Origin of the sequence: Mangrovimonas sp. CR14 (genome assembly GCF_011764015.1) — a bacterium.
GTDB lineage: Bacteria > Bacteroidota > Bacteroidia > Flavobacteriales > Flavobacteriaceae > Mangrovimonas > Mangrovimonas futianensis.
Genome location: NZ_JAAFZY010000004.1, coordinates 139,012 through 164,332, shown reverse-complemented (window position 1 = coordinate 164,332; position 25,321 = coordinate 139,012). Strand labels below are relative to the sequence as shown.

Sequence of the window (25,321 nt, the reverse complement as noted above, 5' to 3'; positions counted from 1 at the left end):
AATTATAATTGAGCCTGAATAGCAGTTATAATAATGGTATTGTATACATCATCAACTGTACATCCTCTACTTAAATCGTTTACCGGTTTATTTAAACCTTGAAGCATAGGACCTATTGCCAGCGCACCAGTTTCTCTTTGTACCGCTTTATAGGTATTATTCCCTGTATTTAAATCAGGAAATATCAATACATTGGCTTGACCAGCCACCTCAGAATCTGGCATTTTGCTTTTTCCAACAGCCATATCTACTGCGGCATCATATTGAATAGGGCCTTCTATTTTTAGATCTGGTCTTTGTTTTTTCACTATTTCGGTCGCTTCGCGTACTCGGTCCACATCTTCTCCTTTCCCTGAAGTACCTGAAGAATAGGACAACATGGCAATCTTCGGTTCAATACCAAAGGTTTTACTACTTTCTGCCGATGTAATAGCAATTTCAGCTAATTCAGCAGCAGTAGGATTTGGGTTAATGGCACAATCTCCAAAAATGGAAACTCGATCTTCCAAACACATAAAGAAAATGGAAGATACCACAGAAACACCAGGCTTGGTTTTAATAAATTGAAGTGCTGGCCTAATGGTATGCTGTGTTGTATGTGCTGCTCCAGATACCATACCGTCGGCGTGCCCTTTGTAAATCATCATGGTTCCAAAATAGGAAACGTCACTCATCCAATCCCTGGCGATATCCATATTAACATTTTTATGTTTTCTCAATTCATAAAATGTGGAAACATAATCTTCAAAATAATCGCTTTCAACTGGATTGATAATTGAAACCGTATTTAGATCCAATGGAATTCCATGAAGCATGACTAATTCTTCAATTTTATCCTTTTCTCCCAACAAGGTTAAATCAACCAAGTTTAAACCAGAAAGTCTTGCTGCCGCCTGAAGAATACGTACGTCATTACCCTCAGGTAAAACAATATGTTTTTTCGTTTTTTGGGCTCTTTGCAACAATCCATATTGGAACATTCTAGGTGTCATTCCTATAGGCTTGAAATTGATTAATTTTTCAACCATAGGGTCTATGGGAACATATTTTTCAAAGGCATTAAGACAAGTCTCTATCTTTTGAGAACTACTGGCATAAATTCTTGATTTTATTTGACCTATTTTATTCGTCACAGAAAACGTTCCTCCTTTAACCGAAATGATGGGAACAATTTGAGACAATCCCTCTATTAATTTCAAAATAGGTTCTTCAGGAATCAACCCTCCAGTCAACACGATTCCGGAAACTCTTGGGTAACTGGCAGAAATATTGGCTTGAAGTGCGCCCAAAATTATATCTGCACGATCCCCCGGCGTGATCACCAAGGCATCTTCCCTGAGAAATGTCAAATAATTTCTTAATTGCATTGCCCCAACCGCATAACTTCCCGTTTGATTATTAAGATATCCTTCTCCAAACAACACCGTTCCGTCTAGCTCATCTATTACCTCTTTAATTGTTGGGTTGGCCAAAGTTGGGATTTCTGGGATGGCATAAACTGCTACATCACTACCAAAAAATGCCTGAAGTTCCTTCTTTGTAGGTTTTAAATTGTCCTGCGAAACTTTATTGGCAATTACTCCCAGCACAGGCACCTCTTTTTGAGAGAATGATTGAAAGGCCATTTCCAAACCGTTTAACATCTCAGCTTGCGATTTATCTTGACCACTCCCAATTATAATAGCAGGGATTCTAAGATTTTTAGCCATTAACACATTAAAATCAAACTCAAACACCGTACCGTCAACCAAAAAGTCACTGCCCTCGACCAAAACGAAGTCAAAATCGTTTTCAAGTTGCTTATATTTGTGAATGATTAAATCTAAAACCTGTCCAGACTTTCCTTGGTTAAGCATTTGTACCAATTGCGGTCTTGTGTAAGCATAAGCCTGCTCATAATCCAATTTTAAGTCAAAATTGGACAAAACCGTATCGAGATGGTTATCAACTCCGGTTTTATGGGTATCTATAATAGGTCTGAAATAAGCAACTCTAGCTACTTTTCCCAAAAGGGAATTCATTAGACCTAATGTAATCAGCGACTTACCACTATGAGATTCCATAGTAGCAACATATAGTCCTTTATTCATGATTAATTTTGTTGTATTAATTTTCAGATACTTCTGATAATGAACAAGTAAAGGTAGAACTTTAATACTTAAATTTACTGATATTTGTCATACTTTTGCTTGTAAAATTTGATAAGAAAGCAGTAAAAATCGCAACTTTTCAGGTATTTTCCTTCAAAAAAAAAGCCACTCCAAAATTTTGGAATGGCCTTAAAATTAAAACGCCTGATTACACCATTACTGCCAACCGCCACCTAAATTTCTATATAAGGTAACTCGAGCCAATAATTGTTCTTTTTTGGTTTCTACCAGTTCAATTCTAGATTCCAATGCATCTCTTTGAGTTAACAGAACTTCCATATAATCTGCCCTTGCCGACTTAAACAGTTTATTGGTAATATCTATAGATTGGTTTAAAGCATCTACTTGATTCTCTTTGAGCTCATAGCTCTTTTTTAAGTTGTCGATTTTAGACATTTCATTAACCACTTCTATATAGGCGTTTAAAATGGTCCTTTCATACTCAAAAATAGCTTGAAGTTGCCGGTCGTTGGCATTGAAATATTCAGCTTTTATAGCATTTCTATTGATTACAGGCGCCACCATATCACCCACCACCGAATACAATAAAGAAGCCGGGGATGTAGTCAAATATTTTAGGTTAAAAGACTCAAATCCCACACCTGCTTTAATGGTGAAAGAAGGATAAAAATTAGCTTTAGCCACTTTGACATCCAACTTGGCCGCAGCCAATTCATACTCCGCTTTTCTGATATCGGGTCTATTATTGAGTAATTGCGAAGGCACACCTGAGAACAAAGTATCCAATTCCTTTTCTACAAACACATCAGAATTTCTAACAATGTGTTGTGGCGTTCTTCCAATGAGAAAGTTGATTCTATTTTCGGTCTCTACAATTTCCTGTTTGACTGAAAACAGTTCACTTCGGTTTTTATAAACCTCAGCCTGCAATCTTTGTACTCCCAATTCGGTAGCTCGAGCCGCCTGCTTCTGAAGCTCAACTGTTTTTAAGGCGTCATTTTGAAGTTTTAGGTTTTGCTGAATGATCCCAAGCTTATTGTCCAGGGCTTCCAACTCGTAGTAGGAGTCAGCGATTTCGGAAATCAAATTGGTAACCATAAAGTTTTTTCCTTCAACAGTGGCCAAATAATCCATCATAGCTGCCTTTTTGGAATTTCGTAGCTTTTTCCACACATCCAATTCCCATGTAGCAAATGCTCCAACTTGATAATTTGGAAGTGGTTCTGGAAATTCCTCACCTGGTCTAATGTCCGTATTGGCATCATTAGCTCCTTGACTTGTGTATCTACCAATTTTCTCAACTTCTCCGGCTGCCTGAATTCCAACAAAAGGTAAGTACTCTCCCTTCCTAGTTCTAATTTCATTTTTGGACATATCCACCTGCATCATTAATATATTCAACTCTTGGTTGTTCACCAAGGCTGTATCAATAAGTGCTGTTAATTGGTCATCATTAAAAAAGCTTTTCCAATTAATGGTGGCTACATTTGTGGTATCTCCAGAAATTTCTTCCTGATAACTTTGGGGAAGGGAGGTGTTCTCTTCCCTTAATTCCCTAGTAGGGACACAACTAAAAAATAGTAGTATCGCAAACCCCAAAAGACTCCAAGATTGAGGTATATGATATTTAAAGATTAAGTTACTTTTCATTTTTTCGATTCTTCATTAATTTTTTCAATTGCTTATTCATCTCATTCAATTTCTGTCTTAAGCCACTTTGCTCCTCTCCATGTCTCATAAATTCCTCTGACATAGGCTCAAGATTTTCGTCCTTGATTAAGCTTCTGCCTTCAGCCATTTTTCCAAAAATGAAATACAATCCAGGAATTACTAAAACTCCAAATACGGTTCCAATCAACATGCCTCCTAAAGATGAACCTCCAATGGTTCTATTTCCAATAGCTCCTGCACCTGAGGCTAGAACCAAAGGAATCAAACCGGCAAGGAAAGCAAATGAGGTCATTAAAATAGGTCTGAACCTCATCTTTGCTCCTGCAATTGCTGACTCAAGGATGCTAGCTCCTTGCCTATTTTTTTGCACCGCAAACTCGACAATCAACACCGCATTCTTACTTAATAATCCCACCAGCATAATCATCCCAATCTGCGCATAGACATCATTGGAAAGTCCCATAAGTTTTAGCATTAAAAAGGAACCAAAAACCCCAATGGGTAAGGATAAAAGCACCGCAAAAGGCAACAAGAAACTTTCGTATTGGGCAGCCAAAACAAAATAAACAAAAATGAGAACCACTATAAAGACATAAAGGGCATCATTACCTCGTTGTGCTTCATCATAGGACAATCCTTCCCAAGCAATATCATAACCTCTTGGTAATGTTTCCTTGGCTACTTCTTGAATCGCCTTTATCGCATCATCACTCGTATAACCTTTGGCTGGCAACCCTCTAATGGCAGCCGAATTGTATAAATTATAACGCGTTATTTCGTTAGGTCCCAGCTTTTTTTCCAAAGTCATAAAAGAAGAATAAGGCACCATTTGTCCTTCTTCGTTTTTCACAAAGAGTTTTTCAAGGTCGGTAGGAAGGCTTCTGTATTCTGGAGCTGCTTGGGTATATACCTTAAAAAAGCGACCAAATTTGATAAAACCTTGCTCATAGGTACTACCAATTAAGATATTCAAATTTTCCATGGCCTTTCCTATGGAAACACCTTTTTGCATAGCCGCCTTATTATTAATCTTCAAATCGTACTGCGGATAATTGGCTGCAAAAAAGGTAAACAGACCGCTCAACTCTTTGCGTTCTCCCAAGGCTTCCAAAAATTCGTTATTGATTCTTTCAAATTCATGGTAATCAGTGCCATTGGTTTTATCAAGCAGTCTCATAGAAAAACCTCCTGAGGACCCAAATCCAGGAACTGCAGGAGGTTCGAAATATTCAATCACCGCCCCAAGATTCTTACCTTCTTCTTCCAATTCCTCCATAATCTCATGAACCGAATGCTTCCGGTCAGACCATGGTTTTAAGTTGATTAAGCAAGTACCTGCATTAGATCCACGTCCTTCAGTCATAATCTCATAACCAGCCAAAGATGACACAGATTCCACACCTTCAATTTCCTCACAAATGGCTTGAAGTTTACGTGCCACATCATTGGTACGTTCCAAAGTTGCACCTGGTGGGGTTTGTATAATGGCGTAGATCATCCCTTGATCTTCACTTGGAATAAATCCGGAAGGCAATATTTTATTCACCAATCCTGTTCCTACACAAAATGCAATTAGAACTCCAAAAGTAATTACCCTTCTATGCACTATATGCTTTAAAACGCCAACATAGCGCCCCGTCAACCTTTCAAAAAGTCTGTTAAAACTATCAATGAAACGATTCATCAATGACTTTTTCCTAGGCTGCCCATGATTATTCTTTAAAATCATAGCACACAACACAGGAGTCAAAGTCAAGGCCACAATAGCCGAAATCACTATTGAACCGGCCATAGTTATGGAAAACTGTCGATAGAATACCCCTACCGGTCCTGTCAAGAAAGAAATAGGAATAAACACGGAAACCATGACCAATGTAATTGCGATAATAGCACCACCTATTTCACCCAAAACCGCCTGAGAGGCCTTATAAGGACTAAGATGTTCTTCTTCCATTTTTATGTGGACCGCCTCCACGACCACAATGGCATCATCCACAACAATTCCAATGGCCAAAACCAAGGCAAATAGGGTAATCAAATTGATGGAGAGTCCGAAAATTTGCATGATAAAAAATGCACCTACCAAGGATACTGGAACTGCAATTATCGGGATCAGGGTCGAGCGCCAATCTCCTAAAAATAGAAATACAACAATGGCCACTAAAATAAAGGCATCCCTTAAAGTATGAAGTACCTGTTCGATGGAAGCATCGAGGAAATTTGACACATCATAACTTATCTTATAGTCAATTCCTGGAGGCAAATCTTCTTTGAGTTCCTTGAGCTTCTCCTTGACAGCATCAATGACATCACTACCATTACTTCCAAAGGTTTGTTTAAGTACAATTGAAGCAGAAGGTTTTCCATCCAAATTGGAATAAATATCAAAAAACTCACTTCCCAATTCCACATCGGCAATATCTCCGAGGGTTATCATCTCCCCTTCGGCATTTGCTCTAATGATAATGTCTTTATACTGTTGGGGCTCACTATACCTATCTTGATAGGTCAACACATACTCCAAGGCCTGTGATTTTTTCCCAGAACTTCGACCAATCCTACCGGGACGTGCCAAAATACTTTGATCTTGCATTGCTTCAAGAACTTCTTCGGCTGAAATATTATAGGCCCGCATCCTGTCAGGCTTCAGCCAAACCCTCATGGCAAACTTACGGCTACCTAAAATCTGGGCACTGGCAATACCGTTTATCCTCTGGATTTCAGGTACAATTCTGGTGTAAGCATAATTATAAAGGAATTTTTCATCGGTATTATCCTTCTTGCTATAAAGGTTGACATACATCAACATACTGGGCTGAACAGGAGTTATGATAACCCCTTCTCTTTGAACCAATTCAGGCAGCAAAGGCATCACCTGATCAACCCTAGTTTTCACCCGTACTACGGCATCGTTGGGATCGGTCCCTGGATCAAAAATAATTCTTACTGTTCCTTCTCCTGCACTGGTGGCATCGGAAGCGATATATCTCATACCTTGAACACCATTGATAGCCGTTTCTAACGGAATCAAGGTTGATTTCACCAACACATCGGCACTAGAACCTGGGTAGGCTATAAAAATATTTACTGTGGTTGGTGCAATTTGCGGAAACTGCGAAATGGGCAGTTGTTTTATGGCCAAGAATCCCGTAAAAACAATAATTACAGAGATGACAATGGCCAATACTGGTCTTTGGATAAACTTTTTAAACATTGTCTGATAGTTTTGGGATTTCTACTCGGCGTATATGTCTAAATGAGCTAAAACGTCATCTGCCTTTTCCAGCTCAAATTTTATTTTCTGACCATCCTTTACAAGTCGGATCCCTTCTAACAAAACTTTATCGTTTTCCTCAAGACCTTGAGTGACTTCAAACAAATTGGATAATTCTGCTCCAACCTTGACTTCACGTTGCCTAACTATATTATCCTGATCAACAACAAAAACGAAATGTTTATCCAACACCTCAAATGTGGCTTTCTGAGGAATCAACAAGGCATGATTCAAAGCTGTTTTCATAAGAACTGTTCCTGTTTCTCCATGTCGCAAAATGCCATCAGGATTTGGGAAAGTGGCCCTGAAAGCTATATTCCCTGTCTCATTATTGAACTCACCTTCAATGGTTTCTACAATACCATTTTGATTGAACTTTTTATTGTTGGCCATGAGCAAGCTTACTTCCTTTTTTTCCTCTTTCTTGGCGCTCATGATATAATCTAAATATTCGGCTTCAGGAACATTAAAATATACCCACATCTGACTGTTATCTGACAGAGTAGTAAGTAATTCTCCTTCTTCAAGCATACTTCCTTCTCTTACATGCAAATGGTCCATGATCCCATCAAAAGGCGCTTTAATATTGGTAAAACCTAAATGGGTTTCTGCCAGTTTCACTTCAGCTTTCGATTTTTCAAAATTGGCTTTTGCAAGTGCTAACTCATTGGGAGAAACCACTTCATTATCTGCCAAAAGCTTGGTGTTTTGATATTCAATGGAAGCCGCATCATTTTCTGCTTTCGCTTTTTGAAGTTCTGCTTGATATATGTTTGGCATGATTTGGAACATCATCTGTCCCTTTTGGACTTTTTGTCCTTCATCTACCTTAATTTCTTGAAGGTAGCCCTTTTCCATAGCTCTCAGTTCTATATTCCTGATGGAGTGAACCTGACAAACATATTCTTTAGTGATAGATGTATCCTTGTAAATGGGATTGGTTACTTGAAAAGTGCGTTCTTCGTGCTTCTCCTCTTTGTGGGATTCGCAACAAATACTAGTAATAAACATGACCAACAGGCCCATGTAAATTGGGTATTTTTTCATAGTACAATGAAATTTTAAAATGAATAAATGTTGATAAGTAGTAGCCTGACTTATTTCTAGGACAGGCTCATTTTGGGTAATGAAACGGATTCAAAAAATGGTAAATGAGATTTTACCATTGAAGATTTTCAGATTCTAAAAACTTGAAATTGGATATACTTCTTGTATACTGTCCTTGATAAGGATTCTTTTCGATCAAAAAGCGGGTTAGAATGTGCTTCTAATGTTCTTAAACAAGAAAAAGCATATAAAAAAGCAATACTTACCTGGTGGTGAAAAGAAATGGAATTGCCATTTTGATCATGACTACCTTCAACCTCCTCACTTTCCGTGATTTCAGTAAAAAACTTTTCGAAATCGAAATGACCCTGATTGTCTTTTGAAGATAAGGTCAACTGATTTGCATTGGAAGCTTCGGAAACATTTCCTATGATATCCTCTACAGAATCAACATTAAAATTGGAAGTTGCAAATAATTGGGCTAAACCTCCTAAAAGGATAGCGATACCTAGCAGATATTTTGCAAAAGTTTGCCTCATGATTTGGCACAAAAGTATTTTGGGGTTTTAATATGCACAAGAAAAATTTGTTAAATTCATGATAAACCTTAGACTTAACAATATAAAGGTTAACATTTCATTTATATGACAATTTAGGGCCCTAATATTTGAATAATTACCAACAAAAATTCTCCAAAAGAGGATTTAACCCACTGACAAAGTTGATTGCTTTTATTTTTTTTAGTATCTTTAAGGGAAATAGTATTTACTTCCTTAAGAGCAATCCGTAGCATGGAATTGTATGATTTGGATTTCTTTTTGAAATTCATACACCAATTTTTTTAATCTATCCCTAAAATTGGCCCCGAGGTTATTTGTCCCACTTCGTTAATTAAATGACATATTAAAAACCAATTTCTAACCTTAATTCAAACATTATGAAACGACTAGGGATTTTAATTGTACTCATTTTCGGATTTCAAATGAGTGCCATACCACAAGAAACCAGTAATACCGATCAATTACAAATTAAAGAAGCTATCGACACCTATTTTGTAACCATGTGGGAATTAGATAATGTTACCTATGTAGAAGAATTTAATCACAAAGGTCCCAACAGTTCCTCTTATTTTGAATCAGAAGTTTTAAAAAATTATAGTAAATACCAAATTGACAAAATAAACCTCTTGTCTTCTAAGGGCGTAATAAGTAATTCACAATCAGATCAAGAAAAGGCAGAAGTGAAAGTGTATTTCGACACTTATGAAGGTGGGGGATTCTCTCATTGTGGCATGAAAATATTCAAACTCTCAAAAAGTTTAGGAGATTGGCGAATAAAATCTGTTGAATCTTTTGTACACCCAGAAGTGTGTCCTGAAATTGTAGATTAAAACAATTTTTAATTTCATAGAATTGAAAAATAAAGATTTCAATTAAGTGTTAAAGCTGGTTATTGTTCTGGTTTATTCGGTTGCCATTTTTTATTAATCTGCACCATGGTCAGTAAATTAAAATGATTATATTTAACTGAATAACAACCTGCTATTAATCTAAATGCAATACATAAAACAACTTGACAGCTTACGAGCTATAGCTGTACTCTTTGTTATATTTCATCATTGGAAACCTGTCCCACATGTTAATAGATTCTCTTTAGGAGCTATGGGTGTCTATATATTTTTTGTAATTAGTGGATTTCTTATTTCCTCCATTCTTCTATTTGCCAAAAAAGATCACGAAACCAATCATACCTCAAAAAAGACCATTTTAAAAAGTTTCTACCTAAGAAGGGTTTTAAGAATATTCCCTCTATATTATTTTGCAATTACCTTAGGTTATATACTACAAAATCATATCAATCTGTATGTTGATTTTGAAAAGCTTCTTCCCTATCTCGCTACCTTTACCACCAATTATTACTTTTTATTCAACGAAACTTGGGGAGGTTTGTTCTCTCATTTTTGGTCTCTCGCTGTCGAAGAACAATTCTATTTAATTTGGCCTTGGATTTTGGTCTATTGCCACAAAAAATACCTGCCGGTGGTGATCATTATTTTCATCTTTATAGGAATTGGACACCAATATCTTTCTAATTATGAAATTGAACAAGTCGGTATCTCAACCCTTTCTTGTTTTGACGCCTTGGGTTTGGGGTCATTACTAGCCTTTTACTATGTATATCAACCTCCTGCATTAAATAAATTTCAAAAAGTACTTGCTCCCCTGGGTATTATTATTTTTGTTTTATTCTTAATGAAATACCTATTCTTTCATGGCGTAATTTTTATTCCAAATTTACCCTTAGGAACCTCAATGGCCATTATGACTACTGCTCTAATCAACCACTTCATAATTCATCATCAGAACAAAAATTTTAAAGAAGCTTTCTTCTTTAAAAATAAGATTCTAATTTGGATCGGGAAATTGAGTTATGGTTTGTATGTATACCACTACTTTATTCCAGAAATATTTGGCCCTATTATTTTTGGCCAAAACACCCAAACATTCAAAAATCAAAATTTTAGTTTAAATCATTCGCTGCAGTTTGTTACCTACCTCCTTATTACTTTGTTTATTTCATTCATTTCTTACAGATTCTTAGAGCAAAGATTTTTAAAACTTAAAAACCTATTTAAATATTAGTTCTATTCTATCAAACTCCTGAAGTACAGGCAAATATTAACTTTTCAAATTTATATTTAAAGTAAAAAACTTGTATCTTTATTAGCATCTTAAGATACCTAGAAATCATTTTAAATACATTCATCATGTTTGCGGTTATCTATTCCTTTAAAGTAAAACCTGGGTTGGAGTCAACCTTTGAAAGAGCATGGAATGAAGTCACAAGATTAATTAAGATGCATGAAGGGGGATTAGGTGCCGTACTTCACAAAAAATGCCAACAACACTATATTGCTTATATGCAATGGCCAGATGAGGATACTTGGCAGCTGGCTGGTAAAAACCTGCCTTTAACTTCTAATAAAATAAGGAAGTTTATGAAAGATTCTTGCAATTCCATTGAAACCTTATTCAAATTAGAGGTTTTAGATGGCGTACAAGGCTCCTTTATTCAACAACATTAATTTTAAGTAAACTCTCATTCTCATTTTCTTTCAATCCATAGGTATCGGCATATACCTTAGTGAATTGCGCTCCAAAAAAGAAAATTAAGGATGCGTAACTAGCCCATAAGAGCACTAAAACCAGTCCTCCTGCAGCTCCATAAGTAGACCCAGGATCTGATTTCCCAAAGTATAGTCCGAGTAAAAATTGGCCCAAAACAAACAAAACTGCTGTAAAAAATGCACCTATCCATACATTTTTCCATTCAATTTTACGGTCTGGCATATATCTAAACATCAAGCCAAACAATAGAAAAATAATAGCTGATGATAGGATTCCGTCCAAGCCATAAGCCAAATAAACCACCAAATCTGGAAAAAGAGTTCCCAAATAATCAGTAGTTGCTGATAAAACTGCCGTCAAAGCAAAACTAATCAGTAATAAAAAACCAATGACCAAAATGAATGCAAAGCTTCTTGCTCTATCTGTAATCAATTCCCAAATTTGGTTTTTAAAATGTTTTTTAGTGGATTCGACACGCCACAATTTATTCAATGAAATTTGTAGTTGATAAAAAACACCGGTAGATCCATAAATCAAGGTGGCTAACCCAATCACCGTAGACCAAATACTTTTCTTTTGATCTTGAGTATCTTCCACAATTGCCACAATTGTTTGGGCAGCATCGGCACCCAAAGCTGATTTTATTTCATTGATCAACCCACCTCTAATTAATTCTGCACCCCAAATCCCACCAATGATGTTGATAATAACTACCAACAAGCCAGGCAAAGACAATACCGCGTAATAAGCCACAACCGCACTCATTCTCCAAGGGTCTGAAGCCATCCAAGCCTTAAAGGTTTTGGCAGTTAATTTTGGTAAATGCTTGAATTTAAATTTTTGCTCAGTCATGTTAAAAGGTTGAATAGGATTCCCACTCAAACCTTGAAGCTAATCATTTTGATTTGTAAAGGAAAATTTACTCTTGTTTTTTAAAGATTCATTCAATTCAAGCCTATTCCTCCAAAAAACCCATTTTTTTCATCCAATCATTATTGAACATCTTGCCAACATACCGGCTACCGTGGTCATGAAACAATACCACCACAACATCATCTTTGGAGAAATATTCCTTTAGCTGCAATACACCTTTGATGGCAGCACCAGCAGAATTTCCTAAAAACATACCTTCTTCCTTTGCTAATTTCTGAGTAAAAATAGCAGCGTCCTTATCAGTTACCTTAGTAAAACCATCTATAATACTGAAATCAACGTTCTTTGGAAGTATGTCTTCGCCTATACCTTCTGTGATATAAGGATAGATTTCATTTTCATCAAAAACCCCAGTTTCGTGATACTTTTTAAACACACTACCATAGGTATCCACCCCCCAAATTTTAATATCTGGATTTTGCTCTTTTAAATATTTTCCAACACCAGAAATGGTACCTCCAGTTCCCACACCAACCACAAAATGGGTGATTTTACCCTCTGTTTGTTTCCAAATTTCTGGACCCGTACTTTCATAATGTGCCAAAGCATTACTAGGATTGTCATATTGATTGACATACCAGGAGTTAGGTGTCTCTTCAGCTAGTCTTTTAGACACTGAATAATAACTACGAGGGTCATCCGGTGCCACCGCTGTAGGGCAAACCACCACTTCAGCTCCCATAGCTCTGAGTACATCCATTTTTTCCTTGGACTGTTTATCGTTTATTACAAAAACACATTTATATCCTTTTACAATGGCAGCCAAAGCCAATCCCATACCTGTATTTCCAGAAGTACCTTCAATAATCGTTCCTCCAGGTTTTAACCTCCCATCCTCCTCAGCATCTTCAATCATCTTTAAGGCCATTCGGTCCTTAACAGAGTTTCCTGGATTAAACGTTTCATATTTGGCTAATACCAAACAAGGTAATTCCTTGGTGAGTTTATTGATTTTCACCAAAGGTGTATTACCTATGGTATCCAAGATATTTTTAGCGTATTCCATAATGTGGTTTTGGTTGGCAAAAATAGGGAAAAGAAAAAGGTTTCATAAAAATCCATTCTTAAATCCTTGAACTATTCAAATCTAATTGCCTTAACAGGAGAAATTTTAGTGATGATTATCGAAGGTATTATAAGCATTGCAAGACATAATAGAAATGTCCCTAAGTTAAGGGCTAAAATATATCCCAAACTCATATAAACAGGGGCTTCTGTCACATAATAGACTTCTGGATTTAAAGGAAATAGTTTTAAGTACTTTTGAGCAAATAACAATCCCAACCCAATCAGATTCCCCCAAAACAACCCCAAGACAATTAAATAGGATGCATTGTATAAAAAGATTTTACGGATGCTCCAGTTATCACTTCCCAAAGCTTTTAAAATCCCAATCATTTGTGTTCTCTCTAGAATTAGTACTAGTAGAGCCGTTATCATATTAATCCCAGCAACAATAATCATGATGCCAATAATTCCATAGATATTTTTATCAAAAATCTTTATCCATTCAAAAATAGAGGGGAATTTTTCTTCAACACTATAAGTATTCAACATAGAAGGTGTGTTCTGATAAACTTCCATCATTTTTTCATTTATTTGACTGTAATCGTCCAAATAAATTTCAAAATTCCCTACTTCATTTGGCCCCCATCCATTCAATCTTTGTAAGTGACGAATATCACCAACGATATAAGTTTCATCAAATTCCTTAAATCCAGAGTTGTAAATTCCAACCACATTATAAGTAATCATGCTTGGTGGTTTATTAGGATCTTCCTTTCTAAACAGAGTTGTAAACCGATCCCCCACTTTAAAATGCATTCTATTCGCCAAATAATCTGAAATCAACACCTCTTCATTTCTTCCCTTTGAATAATCAGGGAGACGCCCTTCAAGAAGAAACTCTTTAAAATAGTTCCAATGATAATCCTGCCCAACTCCTTTCACTATGATGGCTTCAAAGTCATCCTCTGTCCTTATAACACCAAATTTGGAAGCCACTCCTTGAATATGTTTGATACCAGAAACCGATTTGAACTCCGGATAAAAATCTTGATCTAGAGAAACAGGGACACCACTTTCTTGGGAATTGTTACTATCAAAATTGGAAATAATAAGGTGCCCATTAAAAGCTGAAACCTTTTCTCTTATTTTTTGTTGAAGCCCTATCCCCGTTGCTATAGCAACAAGCATAACGATAATTCCAATGGCAATTGCCGTGATTCCTATTTTTATAATTGGAGCCGAAACGCTACTTTTATACGTTTTACTATCAATTATACGTTTAGCTGTAAAATATTCGAAATTCAAATTATGATTCACGGTTTAAAGATGCTCAAAAATACCATTTTATTCTTTGTCTTGATACTCATTTCCTGTGGAAACATTTCCAGACCAAAAGATTCTTTAAATAATGGAGAAATGTCTTCGTCTAATAACGAGATAGAGGACCAACCTATTATAGTTGGTGCCAACAGAACCGAAATTTATTTACCAGAATTAAAAGAAAAGAAAGTTGGTATTGTAGCCAACCAAACCAGTGTCATTTTTAAAAACGACCAAAGCTATACCCACCTTGTTGATTCTCTTGTGTCCTTGAACGTCTCTATTAAAGCTGTTTTTGCTCCAGAACATGGATTTAGAGGTAAGGCTGATGCAGGTGAACATGTAAATGACGGCATGGATTCAAAAACAGGTTTACCAATTATTTCTCTTTATGGTAACAATATAAAACCAAAACCTGAACAACTTGAAGACATTGACGTTCTTGTTTTTGACATTCAGGATGTAGGTGCTCGATTTTACACATATATATCGACCTTACACTATGTTATGGAAGCTTGTGCTGAACTGAACATTTCTATAATTATCTTAGACCGTCCTAACCCAAACGGACATTATGTTGATGGCCCTATTTTAGAGCCCGAATTTCAAAGTTTTGTAGGAATGCATCCCATTCCAGTGGTTCATGGTATGACTATAGGTGAATATGCCCAAATGATTAATGCTGAGGGTTGGTTAAAAGATAAAATCACCTGTGATTTACTGGTAGTTCCTATGGATAACTATAATCATAAAAAATCTTATGATTTGCCAATAAAACCTTCTCCAAACCTTCCAAATGCACACGCCATTAATTTATATCCCAGCTTGTGTTTTTTTGAGGGTACTAATGTAAACGCAGGAAGGGGTACTGAAAAGCAGTTTCAGGTTTTTGGAAGTCCGGATTTAAGCGCTTCCACTTTTCCCTATTCTTATACTCCTGAGCCTAATGAAGGAGCCAAACACCCCAAGCATGAAGGCAAGGTTTGCTATGGTATGGACTTATCCAATATAGAACCTTTAGATCAACTAGATTTATCTTATATCATTAAAGCCTACCGACATACAACTAATCAAGAAGCGTTTTTCAATTCTTTCTTTGATAAATTGGCTGGAACGAAAAAGTTAAAACAACAAATAATGGATGGCCTTTCAAATGAAGAAATAAGAGCCTCCTGGAAAGAAGGATTGGTAGTCTTCAGAATGAAAAGAGAAAGGTATTTGATATATCCGTAAATGAAAAAGGATGGCATCTGCCATCCTTTTTTAAAATATTATTCTACTAATTAAAGCTGTAAGACACTCTTGCATTGAAGCTATTGAGTCCTGTTCGATCCGCAAAATTCAGCACTTTGGAATTAGTCACGTATCTAATGCCAACATTGAATTTAGCTATATCAACGCCCACACCTAATTGCAACCCATAAATAACATCTCTAAGTTCAAATACGTAGTAATTATCTACCTCAACGTTATCCTTATGCTGGTCTACCTCCATAGAACCAGATAACGAATAATTAAAGCTTGGACCAGCTTCTAAAAAGGGAACTATCTTTTGATTATTAGTATTGAAACGGTATCGTACCATTAAATTCAAATAAATAGTAGATAAATCAAACTTCAAATTTTGGTGGCTCTTATAATCTAATGCGGCACTATATACATAAGAGTATTCATATGAATCTTCAACTGAAAAATATCCCAGTTCTCCTAAAACAGACCATTTTTTCAATTGGTCATTTATAAATATCTCATAAAATCCGCCTACATTATAACTAACCGTATGCTCAGGTTCAAATCCTTCAAAAACACCAGTTGTTCTTTCAAATTTTAGTTGGGTTAGTCCTACACCCACAAAAACTCCGTAATCACTTTTTATTTTATTTTTCTTTTTGAACTTATAGTCCGTTTCACCACAATGGTTGTACTTTTCAATTACCTCCATTAACTCTTCTCTTTTATAATCCAGAGAATTGCTCGCTTTGACACTTTTACAATCGGAAAAAAGTAAATTCAATTGGCCAATAAAATTTTTCTGAGGTCTCAACTTGGAATCCTTTGTTAACATTTGCCTGTAATTCAATTCTCTAAAATCATCTCCTTTCTCAACAAAATAGTGACTTCTACTATCAAAATATTCAAAAAAATTTATGGTTCCACGAACTATTTGTTTCATAAAAATATGCACATCCATAAACTCAACTGGCGTATCTGCATGCATTTTATCTAAATTTTGTTCGGTCACATCCAATGATGTATATCTAGAAATATATGTTTCCTGATTTACAGTAAATTCTTGAAGCAAATCTGGCGTATAAATCATAGTTTCATTACCATTTCGAAACTCAATTTGTTTGGGAGATCGTTTCCAATCTTGAAAATTAATTTCTCCATTACGTGTTGTCCCTTCAGCAGTAATGACACTTCCTGGGATAAAATTATTTTGTGCATGCATTAGCACAGAAATGAAGAAAAGGCCTAAAAATGAAATTTTTATTCTCATGTTGTTTAAATGATATATAATGGTTAATTAAAGTTGTAGTAAGCTCTTAGCATAAATGTTTGTAAATCACTAGAATCAGCAAAACTGAAAACTTTGGAGACAAATCCATATCTCAATTCAAGGGCAAACTTGGAAACTTCCAATCCAGCCCCTAAGGAAAGACCAAAGTTCATCTTTCTAGGTTCAAACTTATAGTGATTTGTTCCATCAGATCCATCTTTGGTCTGAAAAACTTCTAAATTTCCAGAAGTGAAATTTACACCAACACCTCCGCCCAAAAACGGAATCAGCTTTTGATTATTCGTATTGAATCGATACCTAATTAATAAATTGAAATCTACAGATGAAATTTGGTATTCAAACTGTTGACGATTATGGTAATCAAACAATTCAAAATAAACATGGGAATATTCGGCATCCCCTTTAACTGTAAAGAAACCTAGTTCTCCTAATACGGACCATTTCTTTAAATCTTTATTGATGAATAGTTCATAGAATCCTCCAAAATTGATGGACATATTATTTTCTGGGCTGTAGTTTACAAACGCAGATTCCGAACTTTCTGTATTTAAATTTAGTTTGGTAACCCCAACACCTATAAAGGCCCCAGAGCCGTTTTCAATTTCTCTCCTTTTTTTGTAAACATAGGTTTGGTCTCCACAATGGTTGTACATATTTATCAATTTGACTAGTTGTTCCTTTTTATAGCTCATTGATTCCTTGACATGAACATCTTGGCAATCGGAAAGCAATAAATTCAATTGCCCAATAAAGGTTTTCTGAGGTTTCAACTTTAAATTATCAGTTAACATCTCTCGATAATTCAACTCTCTAAAAACGTCATCCTTTTCAAAAAAATAGTGTGACCGATAATCAAAATATTCATAAAGATTAATGTTTCCTTCAACCAGTTGTCTTAAAAATATATGAACATCCATAAACTCAACAGGAGTTGAAGGATGCATTTTATTCAAGTTTTGTTCGGTAACATCCAATGAGGTTAATCTCGAGATATAAGTTTCTTCCCCTACTGTAAATCCTAGTAATCTCTCAGGGCTAAAAGTAATGGTACCATCACCGTTTCGAAATTCTATTTGTTTTGGAGATCGTTTCCAATCTTGAAAATTAATATCTCCCTTATGGATAGTTCCATCTAATTTTGTGATACTTCCGGGAATAAAATTGTTTTGTGCGTGCATGAGCACAGAAAGAAAAAATAAAAATAAAATGGTTCCTGTTTTTCTCATTCTTGATAAAAAATATATAGTGATTAATTAAAGTTTGCTTATCTATTTGGCAAAAGATTGCCTGTTCAAATAATCTTTGAACATTGTATCTTAAAAAACTTGAAATGAATTAATTAATAAATTTTTCTAGTAAATCTCCCTGGAATGATTGCTGAGATCATATTGATGGGATAAAGTTGAAAGTTGAATCATGTAGGTTAAATATTTTTGGTTTTTTTAATTTATTAGGGCTATTAATCTATCTGGGTAATCGGTAATTATACTATTCACTTGAAAGGCTATCATCCGTTCCATGTCCTCTGGATCATTAACGGTCCAGGGAATTACCAAAAATCCTTGATTTTGGTAGGCACTCACAGTTTCTTTGGACAATAGTTCAAAGTAAGGACTTAAAATTTTTGGCGTAAAACTTAGTTCTTTCAGCTTGTCTTCAATTGATTCCTTTTCATCTATCAAAAGGGCGACAACCATATCAGGATCTTGTTTTTTGATTTCCTCTAGAACTCTGACATCAAAAGATTGCAAATTACAACGAGAAGCCACACCATATCTTCTAACCTCATCCAAAACTAGGCTAACAAACTCATGTGGTTTAGGAGTATATAGGTCATCAAAATCTGGTTTTGATTTGATTTCAATATTATATTTAATATTTGGATTTAAGGAATCTGATAATTTAAAGACCTCTCCTAACAATGGTTTATGGGTCTTAAAATTCCTTTGATCTGGAAACCTAGGGTGCTGTTTACTGCCGCAGTCAAATTGTTTAATTGAATCATAGGTCATTTGAAAAAAATTGTACTTCATATCCAATCTTCTTGGAATAACCTCTCCATATGAATCCAAGCAATAATAACGACTAATAAAAGGCTCATGAGATACCACAATTTGCCGATCTTTTGAAATGGCTAAATCTAGTTCTAGCGTGTTCACCCCCAACTCTATGGCCTTTTGAAACGCGGGCAATGTATTTTCTGGTAGCAATCCGCGACACCCTCTATGTCCCTGAACACCGATATTTGGATTTGATTCACAACTCATAAGAACCAGGGTTGTTAAAATGAAAACAAAGGATTTAATTAGATTCATTCGTTGGTAAAACCGTTGGCTTTTTATATTTCTGAAAGGGCTGAGTCAATAGATTGCCTAAATTCCCATTTTCCTTTTCATTAGGGAACACATCTACCCCATAGACTAATTCATCTCTATTTAGCTCCATGTATGTACCAAAGATACGATCCCAAATGGAAAAAATATTTCCATAATTAGAATCGGTATAAGGCAACACATGGTGATGATGTACTTTATGCATATCTGGGGATACAAAAAAATAACTAATCATTTTATCCAATTTGGGCGGCATCTTTATGTTGGCATGTGTTAACTGAGTAAAAACAACTGATAGGGATTGATACATAAAAACTAGCGCTATAGGTGTTCCTACCACCAATACCCCCAATGTTGTAAACGCAAATCTAATAACACTTTCGATAGGATGGTGACGGTTTCCCGTAGTGGTATCCACATGATGGTCTGTATGATGTACTAAATGGACCATCCATAAAGGTTTAATCTTATGCTCGACAAAATGTGCTAGATAAGCTCCAAAAAAGTCTAAAAGCATTACCCCTAATAAAGCATATAACCACAAAGGCATATCGGGCAACCAATTGATTATTCCAAAGTTATTGGCTTTAACCCAATCGGCTGTTTTCAATAAAACGAAAGCCAAACTGAAATTAATCAAGATGGTTGTAAAGGTGAAAAAGAAATTTGGAAAGGCATGACGCCATTTTTTATACTTAAAATGGAATAGTGGGACGGCACTTTCCATAAGCCAAAAACAGGTAATCCCCCCAACCAGAATAAGGCTCCTGTGTAAAGATGGAATGGTTTCAAAGTAGGAAATGATTGATTCCAAACTAATTGTCTGTATGATTAATTAATTGCATGATTTTTTTTAAGTCTAACATCGACATCTTCGAGCGCCATTGAGAAGCATTATCTTCATCATTCAACATTCTGTAAGCCGAAAAGTACAAAAAAGCGAGCAATTTTTCATTGGCTTTATCCAATTCAGTTGTATCAATTCTATTCAACTGCCTTAACACCTTTTTAGGTTTATTTGTCAGTAATGAGGATTGTATTTCAAGTAGCTCAATTCGTTCCAGCATGACTTTTTTATCTTCTTCCTCGGGAATTCCGTTCAAAAATTCCAGAGCCTCCTCCAGATAAATCAAAGATAAATCGGTTACTTCTGGTCTGATATCCTCCTTAAGAAAAAAGGCGAAATCCATATACTTGGCTGCCAAATAAAATGCAGAATAAAAGTTTTTTTCCTGTCTGTAATTAATGTATTCATTTTTTATAAGTGACACATCCAACGCATATTTACCTATGAACTTGGAAAGATTAGTCAAATAAACGTTTTCATCCATTTTGTTAAGGATGTTGCCATTGACATCCATAATTTTCATACTATCATCATTGAATTTCTGAATATAGTCATAGGATCGATCCTTAATCTTGGCATACAAATCTGGATATGCATCTTCACTTAAAACAACAGGTACAAAATGGGCCCACACAAGACTATCTATTACGGGAGAATTGTAACTGTCTTCAATAAGAACCTCTTTCCCTTGCTCGTTATAAAGTATGGCAGGTGTCTTTTGATAAAAGGCATTTTCCCAAACAACCAACAACAATTTATTTTGAAATAAGGCCAATCGTTCTGCAATCTCTAAGTTGGTCATCCAATCTTGTGATTGTCCAACAAAGCAAACCAAGAACATCAAAATTGTCAATACCTTTCTCATGGTTTTATCATTTACTTTATTCGCTTTTTCATTTCTTCAACAATATTGAAAGCTGCAGGACAAATAGCCACATTCTTTAAGGTCAAATTAGATATTTGCTGAAACTTTTTCCGATCGGTATGTGGATACTCTCTACAAGCCTTTGGTCTTACCTCATAAATTGAGCAATAATTATCTGCCCCCAAAAAGGTACAGGGAACCTGTTGCAGTACATAATCCTGATCTTCATCAATACGCAAATAGGTATCAATGAACTGCTGGGGTTTCATTTTGAAATGCTTTGAAATACGCTCCACATCTTTATCTGTAAACAAAGGTCCCGTAGTTTTACAGCAATTAGCACACTTCAGACAGTCCGTTCGCTCAAACTCTTCTTCATGCAATTCCTGCATGATATAATCCAGATCCTTTGGAGGCTTCTTTTTAAGCTTCTGAAAGAATGATTTATTTTCCTTATGCTTATCTTTGGCCAATTCTGGCAGATGTTTAATGACCTCTTCCATAACACAAAAATAGTGTTTTAATATACAACCTTGACAAGGCCTAAAAACCTGATTCTTTACAAACCATGAAAGATATTTTTGGACTAGCTCTTTTAGATTTTCAATACGGGAATTATACAGAAGATTTGATTACTTGGACTAACATTTCTGACGAAGATGAACTCCCACTTCCCTATTTGTTCAGAAGTTTTAAAGACATGCCTTCTTTAGAGCAAAAGGCCCTGAAACTAGCCAAGGGGACTGTTTTAGATGTGGGTTGTGGAGCAGGTAGCCATAGTCTTTATCTTCAAAAAAAGGGATTTCAGGTCAAAGCCATTGATATTTCTTCAGGAGCTGTCACAGTTGCCAAGGCCAGAGGTGTCATCTCAGTTGAGAACTTAGACATATTGGCTGAGACCGGAACCTATGACACCATCTTATTGCTCATGAACGGAACCGGAATTTTCAAGGAGCTTTCTCAAGTGGCCACTTACTTGAAACATTTAAAAAGCCTATTAAAACCCAATGGACAAATACTCATTGACTCTTCCGACATTCAATATATGTATGAAGACGAAGATGGTGGTCTGTGGATAGACACTCATGCCAACTACTATGGTGAATTGGATTATTTCTTGAGCTACAAAGGACAGGAAGAAATCCCCATGACCTGGTTATATCTGGATTTCAATACCCTTTATACGGCGTGTACTGCTCTAGGTTTAACATGTGAATTGGTAGCTGAAGGTGACCATTATGACTATTTAGCCAAACTTTCACTTTCGTAAACCACCTCACCTCCAATAACAGTCTGTAAAACCTTTGTTTGCGGAATCTTTGCAACTTCTACGGTCATCAAATCTTGATCTAGAATGACAAAGTCGGCCAATTTCCCTATTTCTATACTTCCTTTTTCGTTTTCTTCAAAGTTTGAATAAGCTGCCCAAATGGTGATTCCTTTAAGTGTCTCCTCTCGACTCAGGTGGTTTTCCATTTGAAATCCTCCTTCTGGAAAACCTTTTAAATCTTGACGTCCAACAGCAGCATAGAATGTTAAGAAGGGGTTAACTTGCTCAACAGGAAAATCGGTCCCTAAGGCTATCTTACCATAAGCATCCAAAAGTTGTTTATAAGCATAAGCCCCTTTAATTCGCTCCTCACCCAATCGTTCCTCTGCCCAATACATATCACTTGTTGCATGCGTAGGCTGTACAGAAGGCAAGATGTTATTGAATTTAGAAAAATCGTCCGAGGCAATGACTTGGGCATGCTCCATTCTCCAACGTCTATCATTCTGTCCCTCTAGGGCCTTCTCATAGGTATTTATAAGTAAATGATTGGCAGAATCCCCAATGGCATGGGTATTCATCTGGAAATCAGATTTGGCTATACGACCGGCAATTTCAGTTAATTCTGAAACCGGAGTTAATAACAAACCAAAATGATTGTCTTTATCCTGATACGGCGCTCTCAACAAAGCACCTCTAGAACCAAGCGCTCCGTCTGCATACACCTTAAAGGAACGCACATTAAGACGGTTTGTTTTATAAATACCTTTGTTTAAATAAAGATCCAAATTCTTTGGACTGTTGGACACCATGGCATAAACCCTTGTTTTAAGGCTTCCCTCCTTTTGCATTTGGTCAATCATATCAATAATCGCTGGTTCCAAACCTGCGTCATCCACGGTTGTCAATCCAAATTTTGAACAAATAGCTTGAGCATCCAACAAACCTTTTGAAATTTCCTTTTCGGTTGGCTGTGGCCATTGGTCTAAAACCAAACTTACCGCATTGTCAATTAAAATTCCCGTTAGCTTTCCATCCTTCACTTCAATCTCACCACCATCAACTTTGGTATTGACCGTGATCTTCCCCAGGTCTAAAGCAGCTTGATTACAAATAGCTGCATGTCCATCAACACGCCTCAGTATAACTGGCATATCGGGAAATAATCTATTTAAAAGCATATTGCTTGGAAGTGCTTTATCTTCCCAGTCTGTTTCATCCCATCCTCTTGCTTCAATTTGTCGCGGTTGCGTTTGGTTATTGAAATCCAAAACCCGTTTCATGACATCATCAAAATTTCGTGTTCCTACCAAATCAACGGTTTGTTGATTCATCCCGATACCATAGAAATGGCAATGGGCATCAATTAACCCAGGAAAAACAGGTTTCCCTTTAAGATCTATGGTGTTTTGCGACTGGTATGTTTCGGTTATCTTTTTGGTGGTTCCCACATCCATAAACTTGCCGTCTTTGATTGCAAAAGCTTCTGCAATGGCAAAATCTTGGTTAACCGTATATACTTGGGCATTAAAAATTATGGTATCGACTTCTTCCTTGTTTTGGCAGGATAATGCCAAACAAAGAACAATCAAAAGGGCGATTTTTTTCATTGGGTTGTTAGTTTTATAGAGCATAAAAATAGAAATTATGAATGAATTGAAATTAGGTAATGCCAAGGAATTAAATGCTCCCTACTTTGAGCAAACCTACCACCTTAACAAATTCAAACTAAAACATTACTTATAAGCAACTTAAAACATCACCTTCTTTCTGAAAACTTTGTTCGAGAGTTCTCCGTGAGTTCTTTAAAAGCGCTTTTAAAAAAATAGCTTATTCAAGAAACAAAGACGAGGTATGGCAAATAGGAGAAAGTAAAACTCTTCATATACCGTGAGCAATAATGATAAAAGAGTATATTTAGGCACATATAACTATTTGTAGTGCATTAGAAAAACCGAATGGGAATATTTAATAAAAAGAAGAAGTGGGGAAATTTTAATGGGAATATTAATATCTATGATGACCTCAAATCTTCGGATATCCCCAAATTAATTCAGGAAAAAGACATTCATTCTCTCCAATTTTTTGAATTCAAAAACCCGAATAAAAAGACTTGGGACATATTGAATTCATTCTATAAAGAACACCCAAATATCGGACTGAGAATAGTTTGGTATGACCAAATGAATTTCGATTTCTATTCCCAACTGCCCGCATTACGGAATATTGATATTTCTTCATTTCACACTTCTGACTATACACCACTATTACAAAATAAACTACTGACTGACTTAGGTATCGGGGAAACAAAATCTACGGCAGTTGACTTGAGTTTTATTAGTGAGTTCAAAGATTTAACGACACTTTGGATAGACGGAATGAAAAAAGGACTTGAGAATGCATCCAAACTCGAGAAACTTGAACGTCTAACTTTTCGTGGCGTTAAAATGAATAATCTTGACTTAATCAACAATCTTGAAAACCTAAGACAATTAAGGTTGCTTTTTGGAAGCTATAAAAATTTGGATGCAATCTCGAATGTGAAAAGCATTAGAACACTTGAACTAAGCAGAACTAGACAAATTCCTAACTACGATTTTTTAAAGTCTATGGAGAATCTCAATTCATTGTACTTTGAAGGAATGTCGAAAATGGAGAATCTACCAGACCTTTCAGGATTGAAAAACCTGAAAAGAATCCAAATAGATAACAACAGTCGATTGACAGATATAACTAACCTTAATCAACTCCAAAATTTGGAGATATTTCTGCTATTCTTTCCAGAAAACTTCAAAGCTGCATATCGAAAAGAGCTATTTAAACAAGCAATTGAATTTCTATTGAAATCACCGTCAGTTAAATACACAAACCTTTTCTTTTGGCTAGAAGACGACAGAAAAAAACTACTCGAAGAGAAAGGAATAAAAAAGTGGGATTATGGAATGGATATTTAAAATAAAAACGTGTTACAACAACACCTATAGCAATGCCCT

21 protein-coding genes are annotated in these 25,321 nt (G+C 35.9%); 6 read left to right on the top strand and 15 right to left on the bottom strand.

The genetic code is table 11. The features are described from left to right. Positions 1 to 2: 2 nt before the first annotated feature. The 5 genes from pta to GZ212_RS09445 all read right to left on the bottom strand — a co-directional run bounded on the left by pta (position 3) and on the right by GZ212_RS09445 (position 8,642). Positions 3 to 2,090, bottom strand: a complete 2,088-nt coding sequence (gene pta / locus GZ212_RS09465) for a phosphate acetyltransferase (RefSeq protein WP_166959361.1) — start codon at positions 2,088 to 2,090, stop codon at positions 3 to 5. Between the two features lie 216 nt (positions 2,091 to 2,306). Next, a complete protein-coding gene (locus tag GZ212_RS09460; RefSeq protein WP_166959358.1) occupies positions 2,307 to 3,761 on the bottom strand; it encodes a TolC family protein in 1,455 nt (484 codons plus the stop codon). Beyond that, positions 3,751 to 6,996 carry an efflux RND transporter permease subunit gene (locus tag GZ212_RS09455; protein WP_166959356.1) on the bottom strand — a complete coding sequence of 1,082 codons (3,246 nt, stop codon included), beginning with the start codon at positions 6,994 to 6,996 and terminating at the stop codon, positions 3,751 to 3,753. Before GZ212_RS09455 ends, GZ212_RS09460 begins: the two co-directional genes overlap by 11 nt. A 21-nt stretch (positions 6,997 to 7,017) precedes the next feature. Continuing rightward, on the bottom strand, positions 7,018 to 8,103 hold the full coding sequence (locus GZ212_RS09450; RefSeq protein ID WP_166959354.1) for an efflux RND transporter periplasmic adaptor subunit: 1,086 nt from the start codon (positions 8,101 to 8,103) through the stop codon (positions 7,018 to 7,020). A 128-nt stretch (positions 8,104 to 8,231) separates the two neighbouring features. Next, entirely contained in the window at positions 8,232 to 8,642 is a 411-nt protein-coding gene (locus GZ212_RS09445; RefSeq protein WP_166959351.1) for a hypothetical protein, read from the bottom strand. A 398-nt stretch (positions 8,643 to 9,040) separates the two neighbouring features. On the opposite strand from GZ212_RS09445, the gene GZ212_RS09440 reads away from it, so the two are divergent. The 3 genes from GZ212_RS09440 (at position 9,041) to GZ212_RS09430 (ending at position 11,188) form a co-directional block, all read left to right on the top strand. Next, positions 9,041 to 9,493, top strand: a complete 453-nt coding sequence (locus tag GZ212_RS09440; protein WP_166959348.1) for a hypothetical protein — start codon at positions 9,041 to 9,043, stop codon at positions 9,491 to 9,493. A gap of 163 nt (positions 9,494 to 9,656) precedes the next feature. Next, positions 9,657 to 10,745, top strand: coding sequence for an acyltransferase (locus tag GZ212_RS09435; RefSeq protein WP_166959345.1), 1,089 nt, complete (start codon positions 9,657 to 9,659; stop codon positions 10,743 to 10,745). Between the two features lie 125 nt (positions 10,746 to 10,870). Continuing rightward, positions 10,871 to 11,188: an antibiotic biosynthesis monooxygenase gene (locus tag GZ212_RS09430; RefSeq protein WP_053972342.1), complete on the top strand. Its 318-nt coding sequence runs from the start codon at positions 10,871 to 10,873 to the stop codon at positions 11,186 to 11,188. Here GZ212_RS09430 and GZ212_RS09425 read toward each other — a convergent pair. The 3 genes from GZ212_RS09425 to GZ212_RS09415 form a co-directional block, all read right to left on the bottom strand. Continuing rightward, on the bottom strand, positions 11,172 to 12,083 hold the full coding sequence (locus GZ212_RS09425; RefSeq protein ID WP_166959342.1) for a YihY/virulence factor BrkB family protein: 912 nt from the start codon (positions 12,081 to 12,083) through the stop codon (positions 11,172 to 11,174). The genes GZ212_RS09430 and GZ212_RS09425 overlap by 17 nt on opposite strands. 103 nt (positions 12,084 to 12,186) lie before the next feature. Then, a complete protein-coding gene (locus GZ212_RS09420; protein ID WP_166959339.1) occupies positions 12,187 to 13,170 on the bottom strand; it encodes a PLP-dependent cysteine synthase family protein in 984 nt (327 codons plus the stop codon). Positions 13,171 to 13,241: 71 nt separating this feature from the next. Then, positions 13,242 to 14,477: an ABC transporter permease gene (locus GZ212_RS09415; protein WP_166959918.1), complete on the bottom strand. Its 1,236-nt coding sequence runs from the start codon at positions 14,475 to 14,477 to the stop codon at positions 13,242 to 13,244. A gap of 3 nt (positions 14,478 to 14,480) precedes the next feature. Between GZ212_RS09415 and GZ212_RS09410 the strand changes: the two genes are divergently transcribed. Then, complete coding sequence (locus tag GZ212_RS09410) at positions 14,481 to 15,725, top strand: exo-beta-N-acetylmuramidase NamZ domain-containing protein (RefSeq protein WP_166959337.1); 1,245 nt, start codon at positions 14,481 to 14,483, stop codon at positions 15,723 to 15,725. Positions 15,726 to 15,771: 46 nt separating this feature from the next. Here the strand turns inward: GZ212_RS09410 and GZ212_RS09405 are convergent, their stop codons facing one another. The 6 genes from GZ212_RS09405 to GZ212_RS09380 form a co-directional block, all read right to left on the bottom strand. Then, positions 15,772 to 16,992 (bottom strand): porin family protein, encoded by a 1,221-nt coding sequence (locus GZ212_RS09405; protein WP_166959334.1) that lies wholly within the window; start codon positions 16,990 to 16,992, stop codon positions 15,772 to 15,774. 23 nt (positions 16,993 to 17,015) lie between these two features. Next, on the bottom strand, positions 17,016 to 18,239 hold the full coding sequence (locus tag GZ212_RS09400; RefSeq protein ID WP_166959331.1) for an outer membrane beta-barrel protein: 1,224 nt from the start codon (positions 18,237 to 18,239) through the stop codon (positions 17,016 to 17,018). Between the two features lie 216 nt (positions 18,240 to 18,455). Next, positions 18,456 to 19,280 (bottom strand): glycerophosphodiester phosphodiesterase, encoded by an 825-nt coding sequence (locus GZ212_RS09395; RefSeq protein ID WP_166959328.1) that lies wholly within the window; start codon positions 19,278 to 19,280, stop codon positions 18,456 to 18,458. Between the two features lie 34 nt (positions 19,281 to 19,314). Further along, positions 19,315 to 20,160 (bottom strand): sterol desaturase family protein, encoded by an 846-nt coding sequence (locus tag GZ212_RS09390; protein WP_166959326.1) that lies wholly within the window; start codon positions 20,158 to 20,160, stop codon positions 19,315 to 19,317. A gap of 1 nt (position 20,161) precedes the next feature. Next, on the bottom strand, positions 20,162 to 21,058 hold the full coding sequence (locus GZ212_RS09385; protein ID WP_166959324.1) for a hypothetical protein: 897 nt from the start codon (positions 21,056 to 21,058) through the stop codon (positions 20,162 to 20,164). An 11-nt stretch (positions 21,059 to 21,069) separates the two neighbouring features. Further along, positions 21,070 to 21,561 (bottom strand): YkgJ family cysteine cluster protein, encoded by a 492-nt coding sequence (locus tag GZ212_RS09380; protein WP_053972334.1) that lies wholly within the window; start codon positions 21,559 to 21,561, stop codon positions 21,070 to 21,072. Between the two features lie 65 nt (positions 21,562 to 21,626). On the opposite strand from GZ212_RS09380, the gene GZ212_RS09375 reads away from it, so the two are divergent. Beyond that, the gene (locus GZ212_RS09375; protein WP_166959322.1) at positions 21,627 to 22,328 is read left to right on the top strand and encodes a bifunctional 2-polyprenyl-6-hydroxyphenol methylase/3-demethylubiquinol 3-O-methyltransferase UbiG; all 702 of its coding nucleotides are present in this window, start codon (positions 21,627 to 21,629) and stop codon (positions 22,326 to 22,328) included. Here GZ212_RS09375 and GZ212_RS09370 read toward each other — a convergent pair. Beyond that, positions 22,301 to 23,938 carry an amidohydrolase gene (locus GZ212_RS09370; protein ID WP_166959320.1) on the bottom strand — a complete coding sequence of 546 codons (1,638 nt, stop codon included), beginning with the start codon at positions 23,936 to 23,938 and terminating at the stop codon, positions 22,301 to 22,303. The genes GZ212_RS09375 and GZ212_RS09370 overlap by 28 nt on opposite strands. A 348-nt stretch (positions 23,939 to 24,286) precedes the next feature. On the opposite strand from GZ212_RS09370, the gene GZ212_RS09365 reads away from it, so the two are divergent. Then, complete coding sequence (locus GZ212_RS09365; protein ID WP_166959318.1) at positions 24,287 to 25,282, top strand: hypothetical protein; 996 nt, start codon at positions 24,287 to 24,289, stop codon at positions 25,280 to 25,282. Positions 25,283 to 25,321 lie beyond the last annotated feature (39 nt).

What these genes read in the sequence shown, in the direction of transcription:
- pta (WP_166959361.1), bottom strand. Translation starts at nt 2,090, where the DNA reads ATGAATAAAGGACTATATGTTGCTACTATGGAATCTCATAGTGGTAAG.
- GZ212_RS09460 (WP_166959358.1), bottom strand. Translation starts at nt 3,761, where the DNA reads ATGAAAAGTAACTTAATCTTTAAATATCATATACCTCAATCTTGGAGT.
- GZ212_RS09455 (WP_166959356.1), bottom strand. Translation starts at nt 6,996, where the DNA reads ATGTTTAAAAAGTTTATCCAAAGACCAGTATTGGCCATTGTCATCTCT.
- GZ212_RS09450 (WP_166959354.1), bottom strand. Translation starts at nt 8,103, where the DNA reads ATGAAAAAATACCCAATTTACATGGGCCTGTTGGTCATGTTTATTACT.
- GZ212_RS09445 (WP_166959351.1), bottom strand. Translation starts at nt 8,642, where the DNA reads ATGAGGCAAACTTTTGCAAAATATCTGCTAGGTATCGCTATCCTTTTA.
- GZ212_RS09440 (WP_166959348.1), top strand. Translation starts at nt 9,041, where the DNA reads ATGAAACGACTAGGGATTTTAATTGTACTCATTTTCGGATTTCAAATG.
- GZ212_RS09435 (WP_166959345.1), top strand. Translation starts at nt 9,657, where the DNA reads ATGCAATACATAAAACAACTTGACAGCTTACGAGCTATAGCTGTACTC.
- GZ212_RS09430 (WP_053972342.1), top strand. Translation starts at nt 10,871, where the DNA reads ATGTTTGCGGTTATCTATTCCTTTAAAGTAAAACCTGGGTTGGAGTCA.
- GZ212_RS09425 (WP_166959342.1), bottom strand. Translation starts at nt 12,083, where the DNA reads ATGACTGAGCAAAAATTTAAATTCAAGCATTTACCAAAATTAACTGCC.
- GZ212_RS09420 (WP_166959339.1), bottom strand. Translation starts at nt 13,170, where the DNA reads ATGGAATACGCTAAAAATATCTTGGATACCATAGGTAATACACCTTTG.
- GZ212_RS09410 (WP_166959337.1), top strand. Translation starts at nt 14,481, where the DNA reads ATGATTCACGGTTTAAAGATGCTCAAAAATACCATTTTATTCTTTGTC.
- GZ212_RS09405 (WP_166959334.1), bottom strand. Translation starts at nt 16,992, where the DNA reads ATGAGAATAAAAATTTCATTTTTAGGCCTTTTCTTCATTTCTGTGCTA.
- GZ212_RS09400 (WP_166959331.1), bottom strand. Translation starts at nt 18,239, where the DNA reads ATGAGAAAAACAGGAACCATTTTATTTTTATTTTTTCTTTCTGTGCTC.
- GZ212_RS09395 (WP_166959328.1), bottom strand. Translation starts at nt 19,280, where the DNA reads ATGAGTTGTGAATCAAATCCAAATATCGGTGTTCAGGGACATAGAGGG.
- GZ212_RS09385 (WP_166959324.1), bottom strand. Translation starts at nt 21,058, where the DNA reads ATGAGAAAGGTATTGACAATTTTGATGTTCTTGGTTTGCTTTGTTGGA.
- GZ212_RS09380 (WP_053972334.1), bottom strand. Translation starts at nt 21,561, where the DNA reads ATGGAAGAGGTCATTAAACATCTGCCAGAATTGGCCAAAGATAAGCAT.
- GZ212_RS09375 (WP_166959322.1), top strand. Translation starts at nt 21,627, where the DNA reads ATGAAAGATATTTTTGGACTAGCTCTTTTAGATTTTCAATACGGGAAT.
- GZ212_RS09370 (WP_166959320.1), bottom strand. Translation starts at nt 23,938, where the DNA reads ATGAAAAAAATCGCCCTTTTGATTGTTCTTTGTTTGGCATTATCCTGC.
- GZ212_RS09365 (WP_166959318.1), top strand. Translation starts at nt 24,287, where the DNA reads ATGGGAATATTTAATAAAAAGAAGAAGTGGGGAAATTTTAATGGGAAT.